This is a genomic window from Paenibacillus chitinolyticus (genome assembly GCF_045038035.1).
GTDB classification, from domain to species: Bacteria; Bacillota; Bacilli; order Paenibacillales; family NBRC-103111; genus Paenibacillus_F; species Paenibacillus_F chitinolyticus_A.
On record NZ_CP173427.1, the window covers coordinates 2,849,657 to 2,869,084 of the forward strand.

The window sequence follows — 19,428 nt, forward strand, 5'->3', positions numbered from 1 at the left end:
GGAGATATCGAATGAGTTCTTTGGTTCTCGGTTTTCAGGAAATGGAAAAAACGCAGCTCATGCTTGTTGGCGGAAAAGGGTTAAATTTAGGGGAATTATCAAAGATGGAAGGAATACAAGTACCCGAAGGATTTTGTGTCACAACAGCGGGGTATCGAAAAGCCATCGAGGAAAACGAAACCTACCATGCGTTGCTCAATCGACTAACCATGCTCAAAGTAGAAGATCGAAATCAAATTGGTGAAATCAGCAGGAAGATTCGACAAATCATTATGGAAGTCGACATTCCTTCCGATGTTGCGAAAGCAGTGACTCGCTATCTCTCCCGGTTTGGCAATGAACATGCTTATGCCGTGCGTTCTAGTGCGACTGCCGAAGATTTGCCGCATGCTTCCTTTGCCGGTCAACAAGACACTTATTTAAATATCATCGGCGTCGATGCCATCTTGCGGCATATCAGCAAATGCTGGGCTTCCCTTTTTACGGATCGCGCGGTAATCTACCGTATGCAAAATGGATTTGACCACAGTCAAGTTTATTTATCCGTTGTCGTTCAAAGAATGGTTTTTCCGCAGGCTTCAGGGATTTTATTTACCGCCGATCCGATTACATCTAAGCGAAAGCTGCTATCCATCGATGCCGGGTTTGGACTTGGAGAAGCATTGGTCTCCGGCTTGGTCTCTGCCGATTGTTATAAAGTACAGGAAGGGGAAGTCGTCAGCAAGAGGATCGCAACCAAAAAATTGGCTATCTATGGACGGAAAGAAGGCGGAACAGAGACCGTGCAGCTCGATCCCGATCGGCAAAAAACTCCAACACTTACTGAACAACAAATTTTACAGCTGGCACGCATCGGCAGACGGATCGAAGCTTATTTTGGCCAGCCGCAAGATATCGAATGGTGTTTGGCCCACGATACCTTCTATATTGTCCAGAGTCGTCCGATCACGACTTTGTATCCTATCCCTGAAGCAGACGATCAAGAAAATCGCGTCTATCTATCTGTCGGTCATCAACAAATGATGACTGATCCCATGAAGCCGCTGGGATTGTCTTTTTTCCTGTTAACGACTCCCGCACTCATGCGTATTGCCGGTGGAAGGTTGTTTGTCGATTGCACAGATTTGCTGGCTTCACCCGCACGCAGAGAAGTGTTCTTAAAGACCATGGGAGAACACGATCCGCTTCTAAAAGACGCGATCATGACCCTAGTAGAGCGAGAAGGTTTTATAAAACCGTTACCGGATGATAACAAAGCACCGAGTCCCGGAAGAAGCCATACAGAGATGCCGGCACAAATCGGAAACGATCCGACAATCGTATCGGATTTGATTAAGCGTAGTCAAACATCGATAGAAGAGTTAAAACACAACATCCAAACGAAATCAGGATCAGCTTTATTTGATTTTATTCTGGAAGATATCCAGCAATTAAAGAAGATCTTATTTGACCCGCAAAGCTCGCGTGTGTTTATGGCTGCTATGAACGCCTCATCGTGGATCAATGAAAACATAAACGAGTGGTTGGGTGAGAAAAACGCGGCAGACACGCTTTCTCAATCTGTACCGGGCAATATTACTTCGGAAATGGGTCTGGCGCTAATGGATGTCGCGGATGTGATTCGTCCTTATCCGGAAGTCATCGATTATTTGCAGCATGTAAAAAAGGATAACTTTTTGGATGAGTTGGTTAAGTTGGATGGGGGACAGGAAGCCCGAGACGCTATCTATGCTTATCTCGATAAATACGGAATGCGATGTGCCGGAGAAATCGATATAACTCGAACTCGATGGAGCGAAAAACCAACTACACTTATCCCCATAATTCTTGGTAATATCAAAAACTTTGAGCCTGATGCCGGCAATCGGAAATTTGAACAAGGGCGGCAGGAAGCTTTGAAAAAAGAACAAGAGTTATTGGATCGATTGAAGCAATTACCGGATGGGGAACAAAAAGCCAAAGAAACAAAACGAATGATCGACCTAGTCCGGAATTTCATCGGTTACCGGGAATATCCGAAATACGGCATGATTAGCCGCTACTTCGTTTATAAGCAGGCTTTACTGAAAGAAGCCGAGCAGCTCGTACAAGCGGGCGTTATTCAAGATAAAGAAGATATATACGATCTCACTTTTGAAGAACTTCGCGAAGTCGTACGCACTCACACACTGGATCGCCGGATCATCGGCAAACGAAAAGACGCGTACAAATTATATGAAAAACTAACGCCACCGCGTGTTATCACGTCTGATGGCGAAATCGTTACAGGGGAGTACAAACGAGAAAATCTCCCGGCCGAAGCTATTGCAGGTCTGCCCGTTTCTTCCGGAGTTATAGAAGGACGAGCACGTGTCATCCTAAACATGGAAGATGCCGATCTGGAAGATGGAGATATATTAGTCACCGCCTTTACTGACCCGAGCTGGACACCCTTGTTTGTATCCATCAAAGGCCTGGTCACCGAAGTCGGCGGACTGATGACCCACGGAGCGGTTATCGCGCGTGAGTATGGCTTGCCGGCAGTTGTCGGAGTGGAAAATGCCGTCAAACGGATCAAAGATGGACAACGAATTCGCGTGCATGGAACTGAAGGGTATATCGAAATATTGTAATCATTGCCGATCGCCAAACACCTGTCCGGATTATGGTGAGGGCAGCCTGTGATAACTTGAACTCTGAGCCTCGCCGTACGGTGAGGGCGTGAATCTCTTCCGATTCGCGCGTATGCAAACAGCCTTGGCCGACTAATGGCCAAGGCTGTTTTTGCAGATTATGCCAAGCCGTTACCGGGACTAAGGCGGCCTAAACTATTCTATGCTTTTCAAGGATTCAATCATATTAATTTGGGATACTTTCCGCTGAAGCAGTAAGTTAGAGAGAATGGTGAGTAAGAATGCGGCAGCAACGGCAGCCGAAATGACGAACGTGTTTAATTGATCCGGGATTTGCTGATGGGTACTTGATAGTGCCTTTACAACAAGTGAATACACATAGCCGCTGATCGGCAGCGCTAGGAGCACCGCAAAGGTAGTGAGTATAAGGTTTTCAAAAAAGATCAGCCGGTTTATTTTGTTTTTTTGGTAGCCTAATACCTTCAGGGTTGCCAGCTCGCGGTTTCTTTCGTAAATGTTTATGGACGTTATCGTATAGAGGGCTCCAAAAGAAAGCAGGACCGCACAAATGAGAAACATGATGAATACAAAGCTGTTTTGTTTCAAAATATATTGAGCCGATTTCTTCAGATCATTCTTATCTGTAAGGGTATCTACATGTGGATCTTGTTCAAAGTAGTGACGAACGCTTGCAAGCTCTGCAGGGCCGGCGGCTTCAATTAAAAGCGAGGCCGGGCTGTAATCAATGCCAAAACTCTTAAGATAAGCCGGTGTGATGTAAAACGATGGGTTGGAGTACTGGGTAGATATTTGTGAAACCTTCATAGTGACAGACTTATTTTTCAGCTCAGGGGCTGCGAACTTTATTTCGATCCGGTCCCCTTCTGCAATTCGATGTTTGTCGGCGTAAGATTTGGGTACCAACACACCGCCTTCTTCCAATGAAATCCTGTTCTCCTTATCGTCAAAGAAATGAAGGAGACGGTTATCTTTTTCAGTCACTGCCAGAGTGGCATTCTCATGCGCATCGCCTTTGATGAATTCAACGGGGAGGGTGGCTAACCTATACCTGTTTTTAATGCCGGCGGGCAGTTCTGACGGATCGGGGGTTGGTCCCACCGTATAATCCACTCTTAAATCATAGGTATACACATGTTCAGTTTGATCAGCTACTTTCTGCAAGGCGGTCTGAGTGCCGAAAGCAGTGATCAACAAAACCGTGCTTACAACAACGCCGGCCGAGCTCGCCAAAGCCTTTTGTTTATTTAACCCTATATTTCGGAAAATGAGTTTGTAGCTGTAGGGAATACGGCTCCAGATCCCCGGAATTCTTTCGATGATCAGCTTGTTCATTTTCTTGGGGGGTTTAGGGCGCATGGCCTGAGCCGCTCGTTCTTTTAATACGGCTCTTCCGCTTAAATAACAGGATAAGCTCCCGAAAGCACTGGAGAAAATGATGGGAGGAATAAGGGTTACTAAGGAAAGCGAGAATGTAATATCAGGCAGGGAGTAGGCTCTGGCGTTCGACGCTCTTACTAAGGGAATGAATACAGCAGCGGCAGCGGCGCAGCCCAGGATGGAGCCTATGATGCCGACCAGTATGGGGTATCCCGTGTAATGAAGCAGGATGCTTCTGTTTTTTACGCCCAAAGCCTTCATTATACCCACTTGATTTCTTTGAGAATCTATCATCCTCGACATAATCAGAAACACGATAATCGCCTCAATCACAAAGAGAACCAAAGGGATAACCTTACTCATCATGGTATTGTTATAGAGGGTTTGAGTGATTTGAGAATAGTTGAAGGTCCGCTCTTTACTTATTTGGTTTAAATAGGCAAGATGTCGGGACTGCGCTTCAATGGATTTGCCTAATTTGTCCATGTCGTAGCTCTCTTCGGCATCAATCATGATTTCATTATAGGTAAAGCCGCCATCCAGGAATTCAGGTATTGTCTCTTCGGCCACATATGCGATTCCGTAAGCTTTGTGGTCCTGTGTTTGGTTTTTCTTGGCATATTCCGCGTTCTCGCACAAGCCGCTAACGGTAAACGTAGAATCTTTGCCATCCGTATGTATACGAATGTTGTCACCGGTTTGAAACTGATGCTCTTTTGCGTAATGGGAATCTAATACGATCTCTCCTTTTTTTGATGGAATACTGCCCTCGACCATCGTAAGCGTATTGATTTCATTGTTCACGGGAATGGAATGAATGGTTAACGAAGCTTTACCCGTATCGAAAACCTGCTTGGCATCCAACGTATAGCGTCCTTCAATTTTATGTATACCTTCAATTTTGGTTAAACCCGCCACTTCTTCTTTGGATATTTGATTGTAGTATACGTATAAGTCGCTTAAATTATGGTTTTTAAAATAATCTTTCGTATAAGAGCCGAGAGTATCGCTATAGGTGACCAGTCCCCCGTAGAAAAAAGCCCCCACGGCAACCACCAAAACCAGCGCTATAAATTGTCCTAAAGACTGCCTGATATCCCTTATTGATTTAGAGAATAATTTCATGATCACCACTCGATCCCTTCAATACTTTGTTTGTCTTTGTTAATCGTTACACTTTCAATCATTCCGCTTTTAACCTTAATGATTTTGTCAGCCATCGGAGCAATAGCCGAATTGTGGGTGACCAGAACGACGCACTTTTTCGTTTCCTTGTTCAAATCTTGAAGAAGCTTCAAGACGGTCTTGCCTGTACCGTAATCCAAAGCTCCGGTTGGTTCATCACAGAGTAAAAGTAAAGGATTTTTGGCAACCGCTCTGGCTATGGCAACTCTTTGCTGTTCTCCTCCAGAGAGCTGGGAAGGGAAATTTTCGATCCGGTCCCGGAGTCCCACTTTATACAAAATATCTCTCGGATCCAGATAGTTTTTGCATACTTCCGTGGCGAACTCCACATTCTCCAAAGCGTTTAAATTCGGAATTAAGTTATAAAATTGGAACACAAAGCCCACTTTCTCACCGCGATATTCGGTCAGCTTTTTTTCGCCCAGGCCAGTGATTTCCCGATCGCCAACAAAGACTTGGCCTGACGTAGCCGTATCCATCCCGCCAAGTATGTTCAAAATCGTGCTTTTACCGGCACCGCTTGCTCCCAAAACAACGACGAATTCCCCCTCCGCTATGGAAAAATCAACGCCATCAAGCGCTCTGATCTCCACTTCACCTATTTTGTATTCTTTCGATACGTTCTTGAATTCGATTAACGTTTTCACTTAGGACATCTCCTCGTACAGGAATAATGAAACTAAAATTTCGAAAGTCAGTTTGTGCTAATTTGTTCAGCATGCGTATTAGTATGTTACTAATGTAGCATACTATAATGCGCTTGTGAATAATTGTCAATCATGGATGATCGGATGTGCGAATCGTCAAGGTCTTTACAATGGGAACGCAAGCTGTTTTGAAGCCTTTTATTGACAATTATTTGCTTATAAATTATAGTGTGCTGGACAGGTAACATACTAATATGCTGAATGGTGAGGTAATGAATGTAACTTTCGACGAAAAGCAGCCGATTTTTCACCAGGTAGCCGACATTATTGAGGACGATATTCTGAACGGCACTTTCCGCGTAGATGAGCAAATTCTTTCCGTGGCCCAATTTTCTCAGCTGTTCCAGATTAATCCTGCGACCGTAGTGAAGGGGATCGGCCTGCTCGTAAATGAAGGTATTCTGTATAAAAAGAGAGGGCTTGGCATGTATGTCGCGGCTGATGCGAAGCAGAAAATTCAGATTAAACGAAGAGACCGTTTCTATAAGGAACTGTTATCCAATCTGGTGAATGAAGCCGACAAACTCAGGCTGACAACCGGGGACATTATTAACATGATCAAACAGTTGAGAAAGGAATAGCGAATCGTGAGCATAGCATTGACCTGCGGCAATTTAACCAAAAAATACGGTCAAACTTACGCATTGTGCAATCTGGATCTGCAGTTGGAGGAAAACGTTATTTACGGTTTGCTCGGGCGTAACGGCGCCGGCAAAACGACGCTGCTTAACACGATCGCCGGCGGCATTTCCCCGAACTGCGGCTCAATCGAGGTAAGAGGGAAGAAGCTTGGGAAGGGAGAACTTCCGGAGAATTTCTGTTTCGTGCGCGAGAATAGCAAACACTTCGGAGGAGGGCGGATTATCGAAGTATTGAAATTCGCCGCTAATTTTCATCCGAATTGGGACTGGACTTTTGCTCTGGATCTGCTCAAAACGTTTCGGCTCGATCCGGACAAAAAAATCAGACAGCTTTCAAGAGGCACGGAATCGCTCGTAGGCAACATCGTCGGTCTGGCCAGCCGGGCGCCGCTGACGCTATTCGACGAGCCGGTGCTCGGACTCGATGTTTTGATGCGGGAACAGTTTTACAAAGCGCTTTTGGAGGATTGCGCCGATCACCCTCGCACGATCGTACTGTCTACGCATTTAATGGACGAAATCGCCCCGGTTGCGGAAAGAGTTTATATTATTGAAGCGGGCTCGATCCTGCTCCATGATGAAATGGATCATATACGCGTGGCGGCTCATCTGATCCGGGGCAATTCGGAAGCCGTGGCTTCCTTTACAGCGGGAAAACGAGTCTTACATAGGGAGTCATACGGCCACGGCACACTTGCCGCTATTTACGAAAAGTTGAATGATGGGGACAGGCAGCTGGCGCGTGAGATGGATATTTCGATTGAACCTCTGTCGCTTCAACCGTTTTTCTCGTATTTAATCAGAGGAGGTCATTGACTTGGGGGCATTGGCCGTTCATTTAAAGGCAACCTATTTGCAAATGAGGATTTACATCTGGTGCGTCATTCTTCTTCTCCTGCTGGGAAAATTGGCGGAATTCATTGTCGGCCTCTTTATAGACAGCAGCCAAAGCAGGGGACTTTCGGGCGGAAACATCCTGATTCTCATTCTGCCCCTTATCGCTATCGTGCTGCCGCTCATTTATTACAAACGCATCGTGCATTTGGGCGCAAGCAGAGAGCACTATTTTAAGGGACTTCTATTCGTCTTTGCCGTTTACGCGGCAGCTATCGCTTTCATTAATTCCTTATGGTTTGTGATGGAAGGGAATGTGATCCGGAGTTACACGACCCCTGTTAATCTTATTAAGGCTTTTCATTGGGATGACTTTGGTTTGGCGGGTTCTTTCCTTTACCAAACCGCTTTTTATTTGATGGCGATGGCGCTGCTCAGCATGCTGATCTCCGGTTATTATCACCCTGCCGGCTGGCTGCTGTGGGCGCTGCTCATTGCGGCGATCCCGGTCGGAACCGCGATTCCTTCGCTGCGCGTTCATGTCGTTTCTTTCTTCAAAGCATTGTTATTCAACGGCTCGCTGTTTGCGGGCATGGGATTTAACTTGATTCTATGTTTGGTTTTTATGGCAGGCGGCTGGCTTTTTACCCGGGGAAGAACGCACTGAATAAACTCATTTGACCGGAAGTGAAATTTGAGCCCCAAACGCGCGTATTCATAAAAATAATGCATCGAACCATTCGTGGTCTTGATGCAAGCTTAATTGAATCCGCGGCGGTTACGGAATATCAAGTCACGTGGAATGCGGTTAGTGGAGCTGCAAATTATAAAATCAAAATAGTGAGAGGCGTGGCTGAAGTAGGGGGAGGGGACAAATCCGCACCCACTGGATCTCATAAGTTTGTACATAAATTGAATAGAACCCCTTGATAAATCAGGGGGTTCTTTGGCTTGTGACACAAGAGCCTAGGACACGAATCGTCGGTTTATATTCAGTTCATATTTAGATCGTATGATTAGTTCACCGATTACAAACGGTAACAAAAATCATAGGAGCTGATTATTATGAATGCCACTTTTACGGAAACGAAGACCCCATGGAAAAATCGTCGGATCGCCATTATCGGCGGAGGCCCGGGAGGGTTGACTTTAGCTCTCATTCTTCAAAAACACGGGATATCATCCGTTATTTATGAACGCGGCGAATCTGAGCGGAACCGAGAACGCGGCGGATCGCTCGATATTCATGAAGATTCGGGTCAACTGGCGTTGAAGGAAGCCGGACTGTTCGAAAAATTTCAAGTACTCGCAAGGTACGAGGGTGAAGATTTTCGCCTATTGGATCATCACGGAAACATTTATATGGATGAAGTTGCAGATGAAGACCATGACGGCGCCCGTCCGGAAATCGACCGAGGTGTGTTGTGTGATCTATTGTTACATGCATTGGAACCGGACACCGTCCGGTATGGTCATAAGCTGCTTCAAGCCGTGCCTTTGGAAGACGGTAAACTTGAGCTTTATTTCGAAAACGGAAATACGGATAAAGTCGACTTGGTCGTCGGTGCCGACGGTGCTTTCTCCCGCATTCGCCCGCTCTTAACTGACGCCGCTGCCGATTACACGGGGATTACTATGCTGGAACTTAACGTGCAAGCCGCGGATCATCCTGATTTAGCCGCTTTTAATGCGCGCGGTAAAGTATTTGCTCTCGGCGATAACAAAGGCATTCTTGCCCAGTTGAACGGAGACGGGCGTATCAAAGTTTATGTTACTTTTGAGGTTGAGCGAGACTGGATTGAAACCTGCGGTATTCCATTTGATCAGCCGGAGGAAGCGAAACGTCAGCTTATAGAACAGAATTTTAAAGGCTGGGATACGACACTGCTGAACTATATCCGCTGCTCGGATAATACGATTCTACCGAGACGGATCTACATGCTGCCAATCGGTTTACAGTGGAAAAGTAAATCTGGAGTGACGTTAATCGGCGACGCGGCACATTTAATGTCTCCTTTTGCCGGCGAAGGCGTGAATTTGGCGATGCTCGATGCGATGGAACTTGCGCTTGCTATCGTTAACCATTCTGAGATTGACGATGCGATTTCTGAATATGAGCAGAACATGTACGCTTACTCCTCCAAATCTGCGGAGCAGTCGGACGGTAATTTGAAATTGATGTTTGGTGACCAGGCAGCTGCTAATTTTAAGAAATTTTTTGACGATCTTGCCATGATTCAAGTTCAACATCCGTAATGGGCTGTGCCAATCCTTAAGCTTATGAAATTCACATTACTTACGTTCAAGAACCTACCGCCAATTAGTATTGACATATATAATATAGATAAATATAATATGTATAAATACTATCTGAGGAGAGATGAAAATGTGGCAATTTGAGCATTCCCTAACGACGACGGCCAAGGCGGAGACGATTTGGGAGCTATACCGTGATATTACGACCTGGCCGACATGGGATAAAGGCATCGTAAGCGCTTCGTTGGGGGGACCGTTTGTCCAGGGCACGAGGGGCCTCCTGCAACCGGAAGGTCAAGATCCGCTTCCCTTTGAACTTACGGAGGTTAATCCCTTACATGGATTCTCGGATATCACTGATATTCCGGGTGCCGGCATTCAGGTTCAATTTACCCATTTGTTGGAGGAGTCGAACGGAACGACCAAGGTTACCCATCAAGTAAAGATCACGGGACCGAATGCGGAGCAGTTGGGGCCCAAATTCGGGGCTCACATGGTAGAAGGCATCCCTCATACCATGAAGGGACTCACAACTCTGGCATTAGAGAAGGAACAAACCCAGATAAATAAACAGGTTGAGAAGTCCCGCCGGTATTGGATTGGCGTCGTCTCTGCCTCTCATGTGGCCAGAGGAGTGGAGGGCGGGTTCGCCCAGCTCTGTCATGGGAAGGCAGCACCCTTGAAACGAATGCAAGCCGGCGATTGGCTGATTTATTACTCGCCTCGCACGGATATGCAGAATGGGGATCCCCTGCAGGCCTTCACGGCGATCGGACAGGTGCAGGATGACTACGTATATAAATTCCGGATGTCCGATTCATTCATACCATTCCGCCGCAACATTCGTTATACTTCTTGTAAGGAAACGAAGATCAGCTCGCTGCTGGAGCAGCTTAGCTTCACCCGCGGCGTGAGCAATTGGGGTTACCGGTTTCGGTTCGGCCACTTTGAGATCTCGGAGCAAGACTTTCGGGTCATTGCGAATGCCATGTTGGACAGCGCGGAGGGAAAGGCACATGAGCTCAGAATTCAATAACGAAGAGGAAAGTCCCGGCTTTATGCTGTGGCGGGTCACGAATCTATGGCAGAAGGCGATACGGAATGCATTGGATCCTTTTGAATTGACCCATCCGCAATTCGTACTTCTTTTTTCCTGCAAATGGCTGAATGAACAAAATAATTGCACGGGCATTACCCAGGTTCAATTAGCCCAGCATACGCAGATGGACGTGAATGTTACGTCCCAGGTGCTGAGAACGCTGGAGAAGAAGGGCTACATCGAGCGCCGGCCCCACCCGACGGATTCGCGAGCGAACGTTATTTCCGTCACGAAGGTGGGGGACACAGTCGCATCACAAGCCGTTCAGGCGGTTGAAGCGGAGGATAGGGCTTTTTTCTCCAGCCTTGGTCGCGATGTGGGACAGCTGAATCGACTTTTGCGTCAGCTTGCGAAGCGGTAGCCTACGACCCTCATAAATAACTCCCAAGAAAGCCGCGCCCTGCGCGGTTTTTTGCTGTGGATGCATAGATTATTTAAGACAGAGTATTTTATTTAAAACACTACCTTGACAGTCATAGTAATATGTCTTATCATGCAGATATAGAGGTGATTGTATGAGCGAGAACAAAATCACATCCGACCTGCTCCGCGGACATACGGATACGATGATTTTACGGCTCTTAACCGAAGCTGATCATTACGGTTACGAGATTGTCAAGCTGATCGCCGAGCGTTCGGGCGGCGAGTATGAATTGAAGGAAGCCACGATGTACTCCAGCTTCCGGCGGCTTGAAGCAGACGGCGACATCGAGTGGTATTGGGGCGATGAATCGCAGGGCGGACGACGCAAGTATTTCAGGATTACCGAAAAGGGCAAGGATACATACGCCCGCAACAAAAGCAATTGGGAGTATGCAAAGCGCGTGTTAGAAAACTTAGTATAAAGGGAGATTGGATGGGATGAATCAGAAATTGACGGATTATCTGAACAGCGTTTTTACGCCATACGACGGGGTAAAAAGCGTCACCGAATTAAAGGCCGACCTGCTCTCCGATTTGCAGGAGCGATACCGTGAGCTCAGAGCCGAGGGCAAGGACGATGATACGGCGTTTAAGATGACCCTTGAGAGTATCGGCGACATCGAGCAAACGATCTTGGAGGTCGCCAACCTCTCCCGCTCGCTGGAACGGCAAGTAGTGACAAACTTTAGCGCAAGCAACCTGGCGAAAAGCGATTTTGCGGGCGTTACGGCTCATAAAGGGCAGTTTAACGGCAGCGCGCTGCACGGTTCCGACTTTTCGGGCGCGGATTTGACCGGCAGTTCGTTTAAGGGCAGCGATGTACGCGAAGCCCATTTTGACGGCGCGAATCTGACGGACTGCAGCCTGTCCGCACTTGACTTGAGAAATGCAAGCTTCAATAAGACGATCCTTGTACGAACCAATTTCAGCAAGTCAGGGCTTGACGGAGCCAAATTTACAGAAATAAGACTGACCGACGTGACTTTAGCGATGACCGATCTCAGAAAAACGATTTTTGATGGTTGTTTATTTGACGGGGTTGACTTCAAGTACTCCGATCTGAGCGGGCAGTGCTTTGACGGACAGACGTTTATCGGCGTTAAGTTTGAAAAAGCGGCATTAACCGAAGCTTCGTTCAAGGGAGCCATCTTTAAAAACGTTTCTTTCCAGCCTGGATTTACCCTCACCAAGAAGTACTACCGTATGATCAAAACCATCTGCTTTGACGGCGCAACGATGGATAAACTGACCTATGCCGCTCTTAAAGGAATGGAAGCCGATTTGTCAAAAGTTACAGTCATTTAAGGGGGGGAATCCGATGCAAACCGTGCAACCCAAGGCCATTGAAGTAAAAGGACTGCAAAAATCCTACAAGCAGCACGAGGTGCTGAAAGGCGTTGATTTCGAGGTGGATAAGGGCAGTATTTTCGCCCTGCTCGGCTCCAACGGAGCGGGCAAGACAACGATCGTCAAAATCCTCGCCACACTGCTCAAACCTGACGGCGGAACCGCGGCCATAAACGGGTTCGATGCCGTGTTCAGGCCCGATCATGTACGGCAGGCGATCGGCCTGACCGGGCAATTTGCCGCCGTGGACGAAATATTGACCGGACGGGAAAATCTGATTATGATTGCCAAGCTGCGATATCTCGAAAATCCGCGTCAGGTGGCGGATAACATGCTTAAACGCTTCGGCTTGACAGACGCCGCCGACCGCAAGGCAGCTACTTATTCGGGCGGTATGCGCCGAAGGCTCGACATTGCCTTGAGCCTTGTGGGAAGTCCGCAGATCATTTTCCTCGACGAGCCGACTACCGGGCTTGACCCCGAGTCGCGCATCGAGGTTTGGAAGATCGTCAAGGAGCTGGCCGACGGCGGTACGACCATACTCCTGACCACGCAGTATTTGGAGGAAGCGGAGCAGCTTGCCGACCGAATAGCCATTTTGCACGAGGGCAAAATTATTGCTAACGGTACGCTCTCGGAGCTTAAAAAGCTGTTCCCATCCGCTAAGGCGGAGTACGTTGAAAAACAGCCGACATTAGAGGAGATCTTCCTCGCTATCGTCGGCAAAAAGGAGAGGAAGTAAATGGAGGCGGTAAAGAAACATTATTTTAGCGATCTGGGCGTTATGCTTGGACGTTCCATGCGCCATATTTCCCGCAGTATGGACACTATCGTCACAGTCACCATCATGCCGATCGCGATGATGCTGCTGTTTGTCTACGTGCTCGGAGGTGCAATTCAATCCGGAACGGATAACTATGTAAATTACCTGTTGCCCGGTATACTACTGATTGCGATTGCCAGCGGTGTATCCTATACGTCCTTCCGCCTGTTTACCGATGTGCAGCGGGGCATTTTCGAAAGGTTTCACTCCATGCCGATTTCACGCTCCACCTTATTGTGGGGGCATGTGCTGACCTCGCTGGTATCCAACGCCATATCGGTGGTCGTCATCATTCTCGTCGCGTTGGTGATGGGCTTTCGTTCGTCGGGGGGAATCGTGCCATGGCTTGCCGTAGCCGGCATACTCCTGCTGTTCACACTGGCGTTAACTTGGGTCGCGGCGATTGCGGGACTGTCCGCCAAATCAGTGGATGGCGCAAGCGCATTTTCCTACCCGATAATCTTCCTGCCGTTTATCAGTTCGGCGTTTGTGCCGACCGGGTCGATGCCGACCGCCGTTCGCGTCTTTGCCGAGAACCAGCCGGTGACCGCGATCGTGGAAGCCATTCGGGCGCTGCTGTCAGATCAGCCGGTGGGCAAGGATATATGGGTCGCACTCGCGTGGTGTGTCGGGATTTTGCTCCTGGCTTATATCTTTGCGATGAGAGTGTATAAAAAGCGAGTATAAAAAAAGGCCCTGAACATTCCGGCTGCGTCTCGTAAAATGATCCCTGAAATGGCGAGCCTAACCTGACCCATAAAAAATGTTTCCTTTTGGCGATAATACCTTCAACTGCGAAGTGGCTGAGCTGCTTTTTAACCGATACAGTTGGATGGTGTCGCAGTTGCAAAAATAACGGACCGTTCCCCGAATAGAGGAACGGCTTTTCATTATGATTGGCATAGGAGAAGACTGGCAGGAGAGTTTAAGATCATGTGCGGCGAGCCGTATCATCGCTAGTGGTAAAGTAGAGAATCGAGTTGAAGGTGGATGCTTCGATAGTTAATCTCCAAATCGGTGCATAAACTCTGACGCAATAGGCGTGAGCAATACGGCAAGGCTTTAATCAAATTATTCTTTACTGATCGTTCTCAATATGCTAAATTGAAAACGGGAGGGTTAGGGAATGGCGAGAAGCAAGGAATTTGATGAGAATGTGGTATTGGATAAAGCGATGAGGCTCTTTTGGGAACAAGGCTACGAGAAGACATCCATGAACGATCTGGTCGAGTGCATGGGAATCCATCGAAGAAGCTTGTATGACACGTTTGGCGACAAACATACGTTGTTTCTAAAAGCGATGGACCGTTTCGGCGAGAAAGTAAACGCCGCGCTTGTAGCTGGAGTTAAACGTTCCAAGACAGCAAGGGAAGCTCTACAGTTTATTTTTAACTTCATGATTGATGGACAAATAGACTCCCCTTCCGGCTGTTTGCTGGTAAATTCGGCAGTAGAATTGGCAGCACGCGATGCCGATGTTGATGCGAAGTTCACGAAAATGATCACAGCAGCAGAACAGCAGCTCAAGGAAATTATACTTTGGGGGCAGCGGGACGGTGAATTCACCACCGATTACGATGCCGGAGAATTGGCGGAATACCTGCACAATGTACGGGTCGGGTTAAGGGCAATGGCAAGAACCTCGGTTGCCAAAGAAAAACTTCACCGTATTGCCAATACATCGATGAAATTTATAGAAGGTTGATGGAAATTTTTTTGATTAAATTAGAATGATCGTTCTCAAATTAACCCCCTTCTCTTTAAAGCTATTTCTCTCACTAGCGAGCATTAGTTATACCTATTTTAGAATGATCGTTCTCAAATTGGAATTGAAGCATACCACAAGGAGGAAACAATCCATGTCTATCAAGATCGCGCTTGTAACAGGGGCAAATAAAGGGATCGGTTTCGAAGTTGCCAGACAACTTGGTCAGCAAGGGGTAACTGTATTACTTGGCGCACGCACGAAAGCAAGTGCAGAAGAGGCCGCGAGTAAGCTGCAAAACGAAGGGTTTCAAGCCATAGGTGTGCAGCTAGAAGTTACGAATGCCCATCACATTTCAGAATTGGTTCATTTTATCAACAGTGAGTACGGCCGATTGGATATTCTGGTGAACAATGCGGGAATTCTGCTTGAAGCTCAGGGGTATGAAGGGGATTTTTTACGGGATACGTTTGAAGTAAACACCTTCGCGCCATTCTTTCTCACAGAAGCATTACTGCCCCTATTGCTCAAAAGCGATGCAGGAAGAATCGTAAACCAAAGCAGTGCTTTAGGGTCGATAGAATTAATTGGAACTAATGAACAAGTGCAGAAATACGCTACACCGGCTTACTCGGCTTCCAAAGCTGCTCTGAATATGCTGACAGCCTATTGGGCACAAAGTCGGAAGGATACGAACTTAAAAATAAACGCAGCACACCCTGGCATAGTCCGAACGCAAATGGGTGGCGACAACGCGGAACTGTCGGCGGAAGAGGGGGCGAAGACAGCGGTTCGATTAGCGACCTTGCCTAATGACGGTCCGACGGGCGGATTTTTCTATATGGACAATCAGCTTCCATGGTAACAAAGGTGAAGATTAATGGTAAATGCAACACAAATAGCTATGAAAGAATGAAAAGACCATGTCAAACCACAAGATGATGAGAGCCATTGGATACTATAAACCCGGGGAAGGAGTACCGGCGTTCGAGGAGGTTAAAGTGGAGAGACCGATAGCGTCTGGGACAAGGTTATTTAAGGTCACCTGGTATCTCTACTGTAAATCGTAAATCGCCAGCGCCGCCTAATATTGGACCAGAACCAACGGCGAATCTTGAATTTTCACTTCCAAGGTTCGTCCAAACAGTGAAGGACACCCTATCAGGGTGTCCTTCACTGTTTGGAGTGGAGGGTTCCGGCTTGAGATGTGGAGGTTTCTATGCTTATAGCCGTTTGGAGCCACGGACGATGGTATCCATCACATGCTTCCCCCAGTTCGAGGCTTCCGAGCCTTTCTCATTCCATGCGTAGGTGATGAGTGCTTTCCTTAGGGCCCACCCGCGGCGCGATTAACCGTATTTTCATCGAAATTCATGAGCTTCAGGAATATCTTACGGCTGTCTTCGTCAAAAAAGTTCCAGGCCACCACAAGACCGCTCGAAGGATCACTCACGCCCATAGTTCCGAAATTTGTCTGCCGTTTTCCGTCGTGTGGTATGATGGGGACTAGGTTATTGCTTCGGACACTGGGAGGGCTCTAAAGGAGATATGTGTTAAGTTGGAGAATAAGACGCTAGGCGAAGCTGCTAAATTATAAAATCTCAAGGATGAATAAATAATGGCCTGGTATTCCAATCGTTCGCTAGGATTATGGACAGGTGGGCAAATATGAGAAAAGGCATTGTTTTTAAGCTTTTCTTGTTAACGACCGCCTTATGTATGTTCATTCTAGCTGTGATTTTTATTGGACAAACCGTATTTTTCAAACAATTTTATGTGAATCAAAAAGTAAAGGATGTAAACGCAGGTCTCCTAGCTTATAAAGACGAGTACCTAAAAAACACCGGGGATGCACAAACTGCCGCGAGGCTGGAACAACAATTTTATCAAAAGTACAACACGTGGTATGCGGTATTGGATTCTTTTGGCGGTTTGAAAAATACCGAAGATTTTTTTATGGAAATTAGGCTGAACCGTTCGAACAATGATCCCGCTTATTCGGGCCGTACGATAAAGATCCCGCTCTATAAATTCATAAATGTAGAGGATTTTTTCAGCGGAAACACGTTTATTGCTCCATGGATCAAGGAAGGGGAACCGATTACCGTTGAGGGGTTAGTGATGAACAACCAGTTCGTTATTCAGCGGATGGGAATGAACTCTGCTAATCTTCGGGAAGAAAATCGGTTGGAGAATCGGCAGATGGTGAACAAGGAATACGAAGTCGTTACCCGATATCCAAGTCCTACCCAATATCACGAAAAGTATCCCAACATCTTGGCCTCCGGAACGATTACGAAAATACAAATACCGGAAGGTGCAGGAAATGCGCGTTATATGAACCATTTGTTTCTGGAGCGTATCAAAGCTTTCGAGGCCAATCTGTTGTACGGTGACTATGATCCTACCCGTGACGCGAATCAAATTATAGACTATGAAGAAAACCACGTGAACTACAAAATGTTCGTGAATCGTTTAGAGGACCGAGGCGAGAATCCCGGCTACCTTATTGGGATGACATCGCTGCAACCTGTGAGTGAAGCCGCGGGAGTTATGCAGCATTACTATGTCTATATTGCCCTAGCCACTCTGCTGCTTGTGATGCTGGCATCGTTCTATTATTCCCGGCGGATCGCACGGCCGCTGCTGCGTATCACAAGCATGACGAAACAAATGGCCGGCCTTGATTTTTCGGAAAAAATCCCGGTTACGACCAAGGATGAGATCGGCGATTTGTCGAACAACATTAACGTGCTTTCCGAGCGGCTGCATTCCCATATCCTTCGTCTCAATGAGGACATAGAGAAAGAAAAGCAGCTGGAGCATACGCGAAAAGAATTTATTTCCGGGGTGTCGCATGAACTGAAGACACCGTTAAGCGTCATCCAAAGCTGTCTTTCGATTCTTAAAGACGGGATTGTCAGCCACAAGCGGGATTATTATTTTAACGCGATGGAAGACGAGGTCACAAGAATGAATCTGTTGATCGCGGATATGCTGGAGTTGGCCAAATACGAATCGGGAACCTATAAAATGAAGATCGGCTCTTTTTATATCGATACGGTCATCAACCAGATAGGCGGGAAGCTGGCCGTTGACATCTCGGACAAACAATTGCATCTGCACACATCGATTGGACATGTGGAAGTAGTGGGGAGCGAGCTGAGGATTGAGCAAGTCATCATTAATTTCCTTACCAACGCCATACGATATACACCTGAAGGGCAGTCCATCCTCATAACAACCAAGGAAGAACAGGACAAGGTTAAAATTTGCATCGAAAATAAAGGAGCGCACATTCCCGACGAACAACTGGAAAAGATCTGGGATCGATTTTATCGGGTCGAGCCTTCTCGCCAGCGGTCAACCGGAGGAACCGGTCTTGGCCTTGCCATTTCTAAGAAGATTTTAGACATGCATGACGTGCCTTATGGCGTTACCAATACGCCCGACGGGGTTCTCTTCTACTTTTATTTGAATAAAAAAGGAAAGTAGACGCAAAATTAGGCTTCTGCATCTTATCTGCACAGGTTCCTGTTATGCTGGCACCGTGTATTTTTGAACGGCCCTGGTCTTCAATTGTACAAGTTTCTTGCGACAACATTTTCCTCACAGGAGTTTACCGGATGAATAAAACTGTTCTTATTGTTGAAGACGAACCCATTCTACGGGAAATTATGAAAGATTACTTGATCGATGAAGGATACCAAGTATTGGAGGCCGGTGATGGCAGAGAAGCGCTCGCCTTATTCCACGATCATGAAGTCCATCTGATTCTACTGGATATTATGCTGCCCGGTTTGGACGGCTGGTCCGTCTGTCAGCGAATCCGGAAAATTTCGTCCGTTCCTATTATTATGCTGACTGCGCGTATGGATGAGGACGATACGCTGCTCGGGTTCGAACTGGGAGCCGATGATTACGTCACCAAGCCGTACAGCCCGGCTATTTTACTTGCAAGAGCGAAGAGACTTCTGGAAGGGCGCCAGGCTAGCGGGCAGGCAAGCGAACAGACAGGCAATTTGTTGTCCGGCGGCGGGATAACACTTAATTTTCTTTCCCGTACGGTTACGGTCGACGGCGAGCCGTGCTTTTTGACTCATACGGAGTTCGAACTGCTTGCCTGTCTGATGCAGAACAAAGGCAATATCATTACGAGAGATCAACTGATCACTAAAATATGGGGCTACGATTTTGTCGGCGACGAACGCACGGTAAACAGCCACATCCGGAACTTGCGCTCTAAATTAGGGGCCAAATCCGCCTGTGTCGTGACAGTTATTCGCTTCGGTTACAAATTCGAGGAGCCAGAAGAAAAAGACTTATCCCGATCACCGGCGGGAGGCCGACCTATTTGAAATCAATAGAAATGTAAAGTTAAAAAGCGGAGGGCTTACG

General features: G+C 47.1%; 17 protein-coding genes and 1 pseudogene. 16 read left to right on the top strand and 2 right to left on the bottom strand.

Annotated features, from left to right (window positions below):
* The first annotated feature begins 11 nt into the window (after window positions 1–11).
* Window positions 12–2,612: a phosphoenolpyruvate synthase gene (ppsA, locus tag ACI48J_RS12885; protein ID WP_405083061.1), complete on the top strand. Its 2,601-nt coding sequence runs from the start codon at window positions 12–14 to the stop codon at window positions 2,610–2,612.
* 195 nt (window positions 2,613–2,807) lie between these two features.
* Here the strand turns inward: ppsA and ACI48J_RS12890 are convergent, their stop codons facing one another.
* Together ACI48J_RS12890 and ACI48J_RS12895 are read right to left on the bottom strand one after the other, a co-directional pair.
* A complete protein-coding gene (locus tag ACI48J_RS12890; RefSeq protein ID WP_405083223.1) occupies window positions 2,808–5,135 on the bottom strand; it encodes an ABC transporter permease in 2,328 nt (775 codons plus the stop codon).
* A 2-nt stretch (window positions 5,136–5,137) separates the two neighbouring features.
* Window positions 5,138–5,842 (bottom strand): ABC transporter ATP-binding protein, encoded by a 705-nt coding sequence (locus ACI48J_RS12895; RefSeq protein WP_405083062.1) that lies wholly within the window; start codon window positions 5,840–5,842, stop codon window positions 5,138–5,140.
* A 254-nt stretch (window positions 5,843–6,096) separates the two neighbouring features.
* On the opposite strand from ACI48J_RS12895, the gene ACI48J_RS12900 reads away from it, so the two are divergent.
* The 15 genes and pseudogenes from ACI48J_RS12900 (at window position 6,097) to ACI48J_RS12970 (ending at window position 19,388) form a co-directional block, all read left to right on the top strand.
* Entirely contained in the window at window positions 6,097–6,483 is a 387-nt protein-coding gene (locus tag ACI48J_RS12900) for a GntR family transcriptional regulator (RefSeq protein WP_405083063.1), read from the top strand.
* A 6-nt stretch (window positions 6,484–6,489) separates the two neighbouring features.
* Window positions 6,490–7,359, top strand: coding sequence for an ATP-binding cassette domain-containing protein (locus ACI48J_RS12905; RefSeq protein WP_405083064.1), 870 nt, complete (start codon window positions 6,490–6,492; stop codon window positions 7,357–7,359).
* 1 nt (window position 7,360) lies between these two features.
* Window positions 7,361–8,044: a hypothetical protein gene (locus tag ACI48J_RS12910; protein WP_405083065.1), complete on the top strand. Its 684-nt coding sequence runs from the start codon at window positions 7,361–7,363 to the stop codon at window positions 8,042–8,044.
* 398 nt (window positions 8,045–8,442) lie between these two features.
* Window positions 8,443–9,633, top strand: coding sequence for an FAD-dependent oxidoreductase (locus ACI48J_RS12915; protein ID WP_405083066.1), 1,191 nt, complete (start codon window positions 8,443–8,445; stop codon window positions 9,631–9,633).
* A gap of 130 nt (window positions 9,634–9,763) precedes the next feature.
* Window positions 9,764–10,078: pseudogene (locus ACI48J_RS12920) on the top strand (SRPBCC family protein); the annotation flags it as partial.
* Window positions 10,079–10,150: 72 nt separating this feature from the next.
* Complete coding sequence (locus ACI48J_RS12925; protein ID WP_405083224.1) at window positions 10,151–10,669, top strand: EVE domain-containing protein; 519 nt, start codon at window positions 10,151–10,153, stop codon at window positions 10,667–10,669.
* Entirely contained in the window at window positions 10,650–11,093 is a 444-nt protein-coding gene (locus ACI48J_RS12930) for a MarR family transcriptional regulator (RefSeq protein ID WP_326053335.1), read from the top strand. Before ACI48J_RS12925 ends, ACI48J_RS12930 begins: the two co-directional genes overlap by 20 nt.
* A 154-nt stretch (window positions 11,094–11,247) precedes the next feature.
* Window positions 11,248–11,577, top strand: coding sequence for a PadR family transcriptional regulator (locus tag ACI48J_RS12935; RefSeq protein WP_405083067.1), 330 nt, complete (start codon window positions 11,248–11,250; stop codon window positions 11,575–11,577).
* Window positions 11,578–11,593: 16 nt separating this feature from the next.
* Entirely contained in the window at window positions 11,594–12,460 is an 867-nt protein-coding gene (locus ACI48J_RS12940) for a pentapeptide repeat-containing protein (RefSeq protein ID WP_405083068.1), read from the top strand.
* A 13-nt stretch (window positions 12,461–12,473) separates the two neighbouring features.
* On the top strand, window positions 12,474–13,244 hold the full coding sequence (locus tag ACI48J_RS12945) for an ATP-binding cassette domain-containing protein (protein WP_326053340.1): 771 nt from the start codon (window positions 12,474–12,476) through the stop codon (window positions 13,242–13,244).
* The gene (locus ACI48J_RS12950) at window positions 13,245–14,012 is read left to right on the top strand and encodes an ABC transporter permease (RefSeq protein WP_405083069.1); all 768 of its coding nucleotides are present in this window, start codon (window positions 13,245–13,247) and stop codon (window positions 14,010–14,012) included.
* Window positions 14,013–14,451: 439 nt separating this feature from the next.
* Window positions 14,452–15,030: a TetR/AcrR family transcriptional regulator gene (locus ACI48J_RS12955; RefSeq protein ID WP_326053342.1), complete on the top strand. Its 579-nt coding sequence runs from the start codon at window positions 14,452–14,454 to the stop codon at window positions 15,028–15,030.
* A gap of 154 nt (window positions 15,031–15,184) precedes the next feature.
* The gene (locus ACI48J_RS12960; RefSeq protein WP_405083070.1) at window positions 15,185–15,895 is read left to right on the top strand and encodes an SDR family oxidoreductase; all 711 of its coding nucleotides are present in this window, start codon (window positions 15,185–15,187) and stop codon (window positions 15,893–15,895) included.
* Window positions 15,896–16,698: 803 nt separating this feature from the next.
* Window positions 16,699–18,525 (top strand): sensor histidine kinase, encoded by a 1,827-nt coding sequence (locus ACI48J_RS12965; protein ID WP_405083071.1) that lies wholly within the window; start codon window positions 16,699–16,701, stop codon window positions 18,523–18,525.
* 131 nt (window positions 18,526–18,656) lie between these two features.
* Window positions 18,657–19,388, top strand: a complete 732-nt coding sequence (locus tag ACI48J_RS12970) for a response regulator transcription factor (protein ID WP_405083072.1) — start codon at window positions 18,657–18,659, stop codon at window positions 19,386–19,388.
* Window positions 19,389–19,428 lie beyond the last annotated feature (40 nt).

Excerpts from the sequence above, each read along its gene's own strand:
- ppsA (WP_405083061.1), top strand. The coding sequence starts at position 12 with ATGAGTTCTTTGGTTCTCGGTTTTCAGGAAATGGAAAAAACGCAGCTC.
- ACI48J_RS12890 (WP_405083223.1), bottom strand. The coding sequence starts at position 5,135 with ATGAAATTATTCTCTAAATCAATAAGGGATATCAGGCAGTCTTTAGGA.
- ACI48J_RS12900 (WP_405083063.1), top strand. The coding sequence starts at position 6,097 with ATGCTGAATGGTGAGGTAATGAATGTAACTTTCGACGAAAAGCAGCCG.
- ACI48J_RS12915 (WP_405083066.1), top strand. The coding sequence starts at position 8,443 with ATGAATGCCACTTTTACGGAAACGAAGACCCCATGGAAAAATCGTCGG.
- ACI48J_RS12925 (WP_405083224.1), top strand. The coding sequence starts at position 10,151 with ATGAAGGGACTCACAACTCTGGCATTAGAGAAGGAACAAACCCAGATA.
- ACI48J_RS12930 (WP_326053335.1), top strand. The coding sequence starts at position 10,650 with ATGAGCTCAGAATTCAATAACGAAGAGGAAAGTCCCGGCTTTATGCTG.
- ACI48J_RS12935 (WP_405083067.1), top strand. The coding sequence starts at position 11,248 with ATGAGCGAGAACAAAATCACATCCGACCTGCTCCGCGGACATACGGAT.
- ACI48J_RS12940 (WP_405083068.1), top strand. The coding sequence starts at position 11,594 with ATGAATCAGAAATTGACGGATTATCTGAACAGCGTTTTTACGCCATAC.
- ACI48J_RS12945 (WP_326053340.1), top strand. The coding sequence starts at position 12,474 with ATGCAAACCGTGCAACCCAAGGCCATTGAAGTAAAAGGACTGCAAAAA.
- ACI48J_RS12950 (WP_405083069.1), top strand. The coding sequence starts at position 13,245 with ATGGAGGCGGTAAAGAAACATTATTTTAGCGATCTGGGCGTTATGCTT.
- ACI48J_RS12955 (WP_326053342.1), top strand. The coding sequence starts at position 14,452 with ATGGCGAGAAGCAAGGAATTTGATGAGAATGTGGTATTGGATAAAGCG.
- ACI48J_RS12960 (WP_405083070.1), top strand. The coding sequence starts at position 15,185 with ATGTCTATCAAGATCGCGCTTGTAACAGGGGCAAATAAAGGGATCGGT.
- ACI48J_RS12965 (WP_405083071.1), top strand. The coding sequence starts at position 16,699 with ATGAGAAAAGGCATTGTTTTTAAGCTTTTCTTGTTAACGACCGCCTTA.
- ACI48J_RS12970 (WP_405083072.1), top strand. The coding sequence starts at position 18,657 with ATGAATAAAACTGTTCTTATTGTTGAAGACGAACCCATTCTACGGGAA.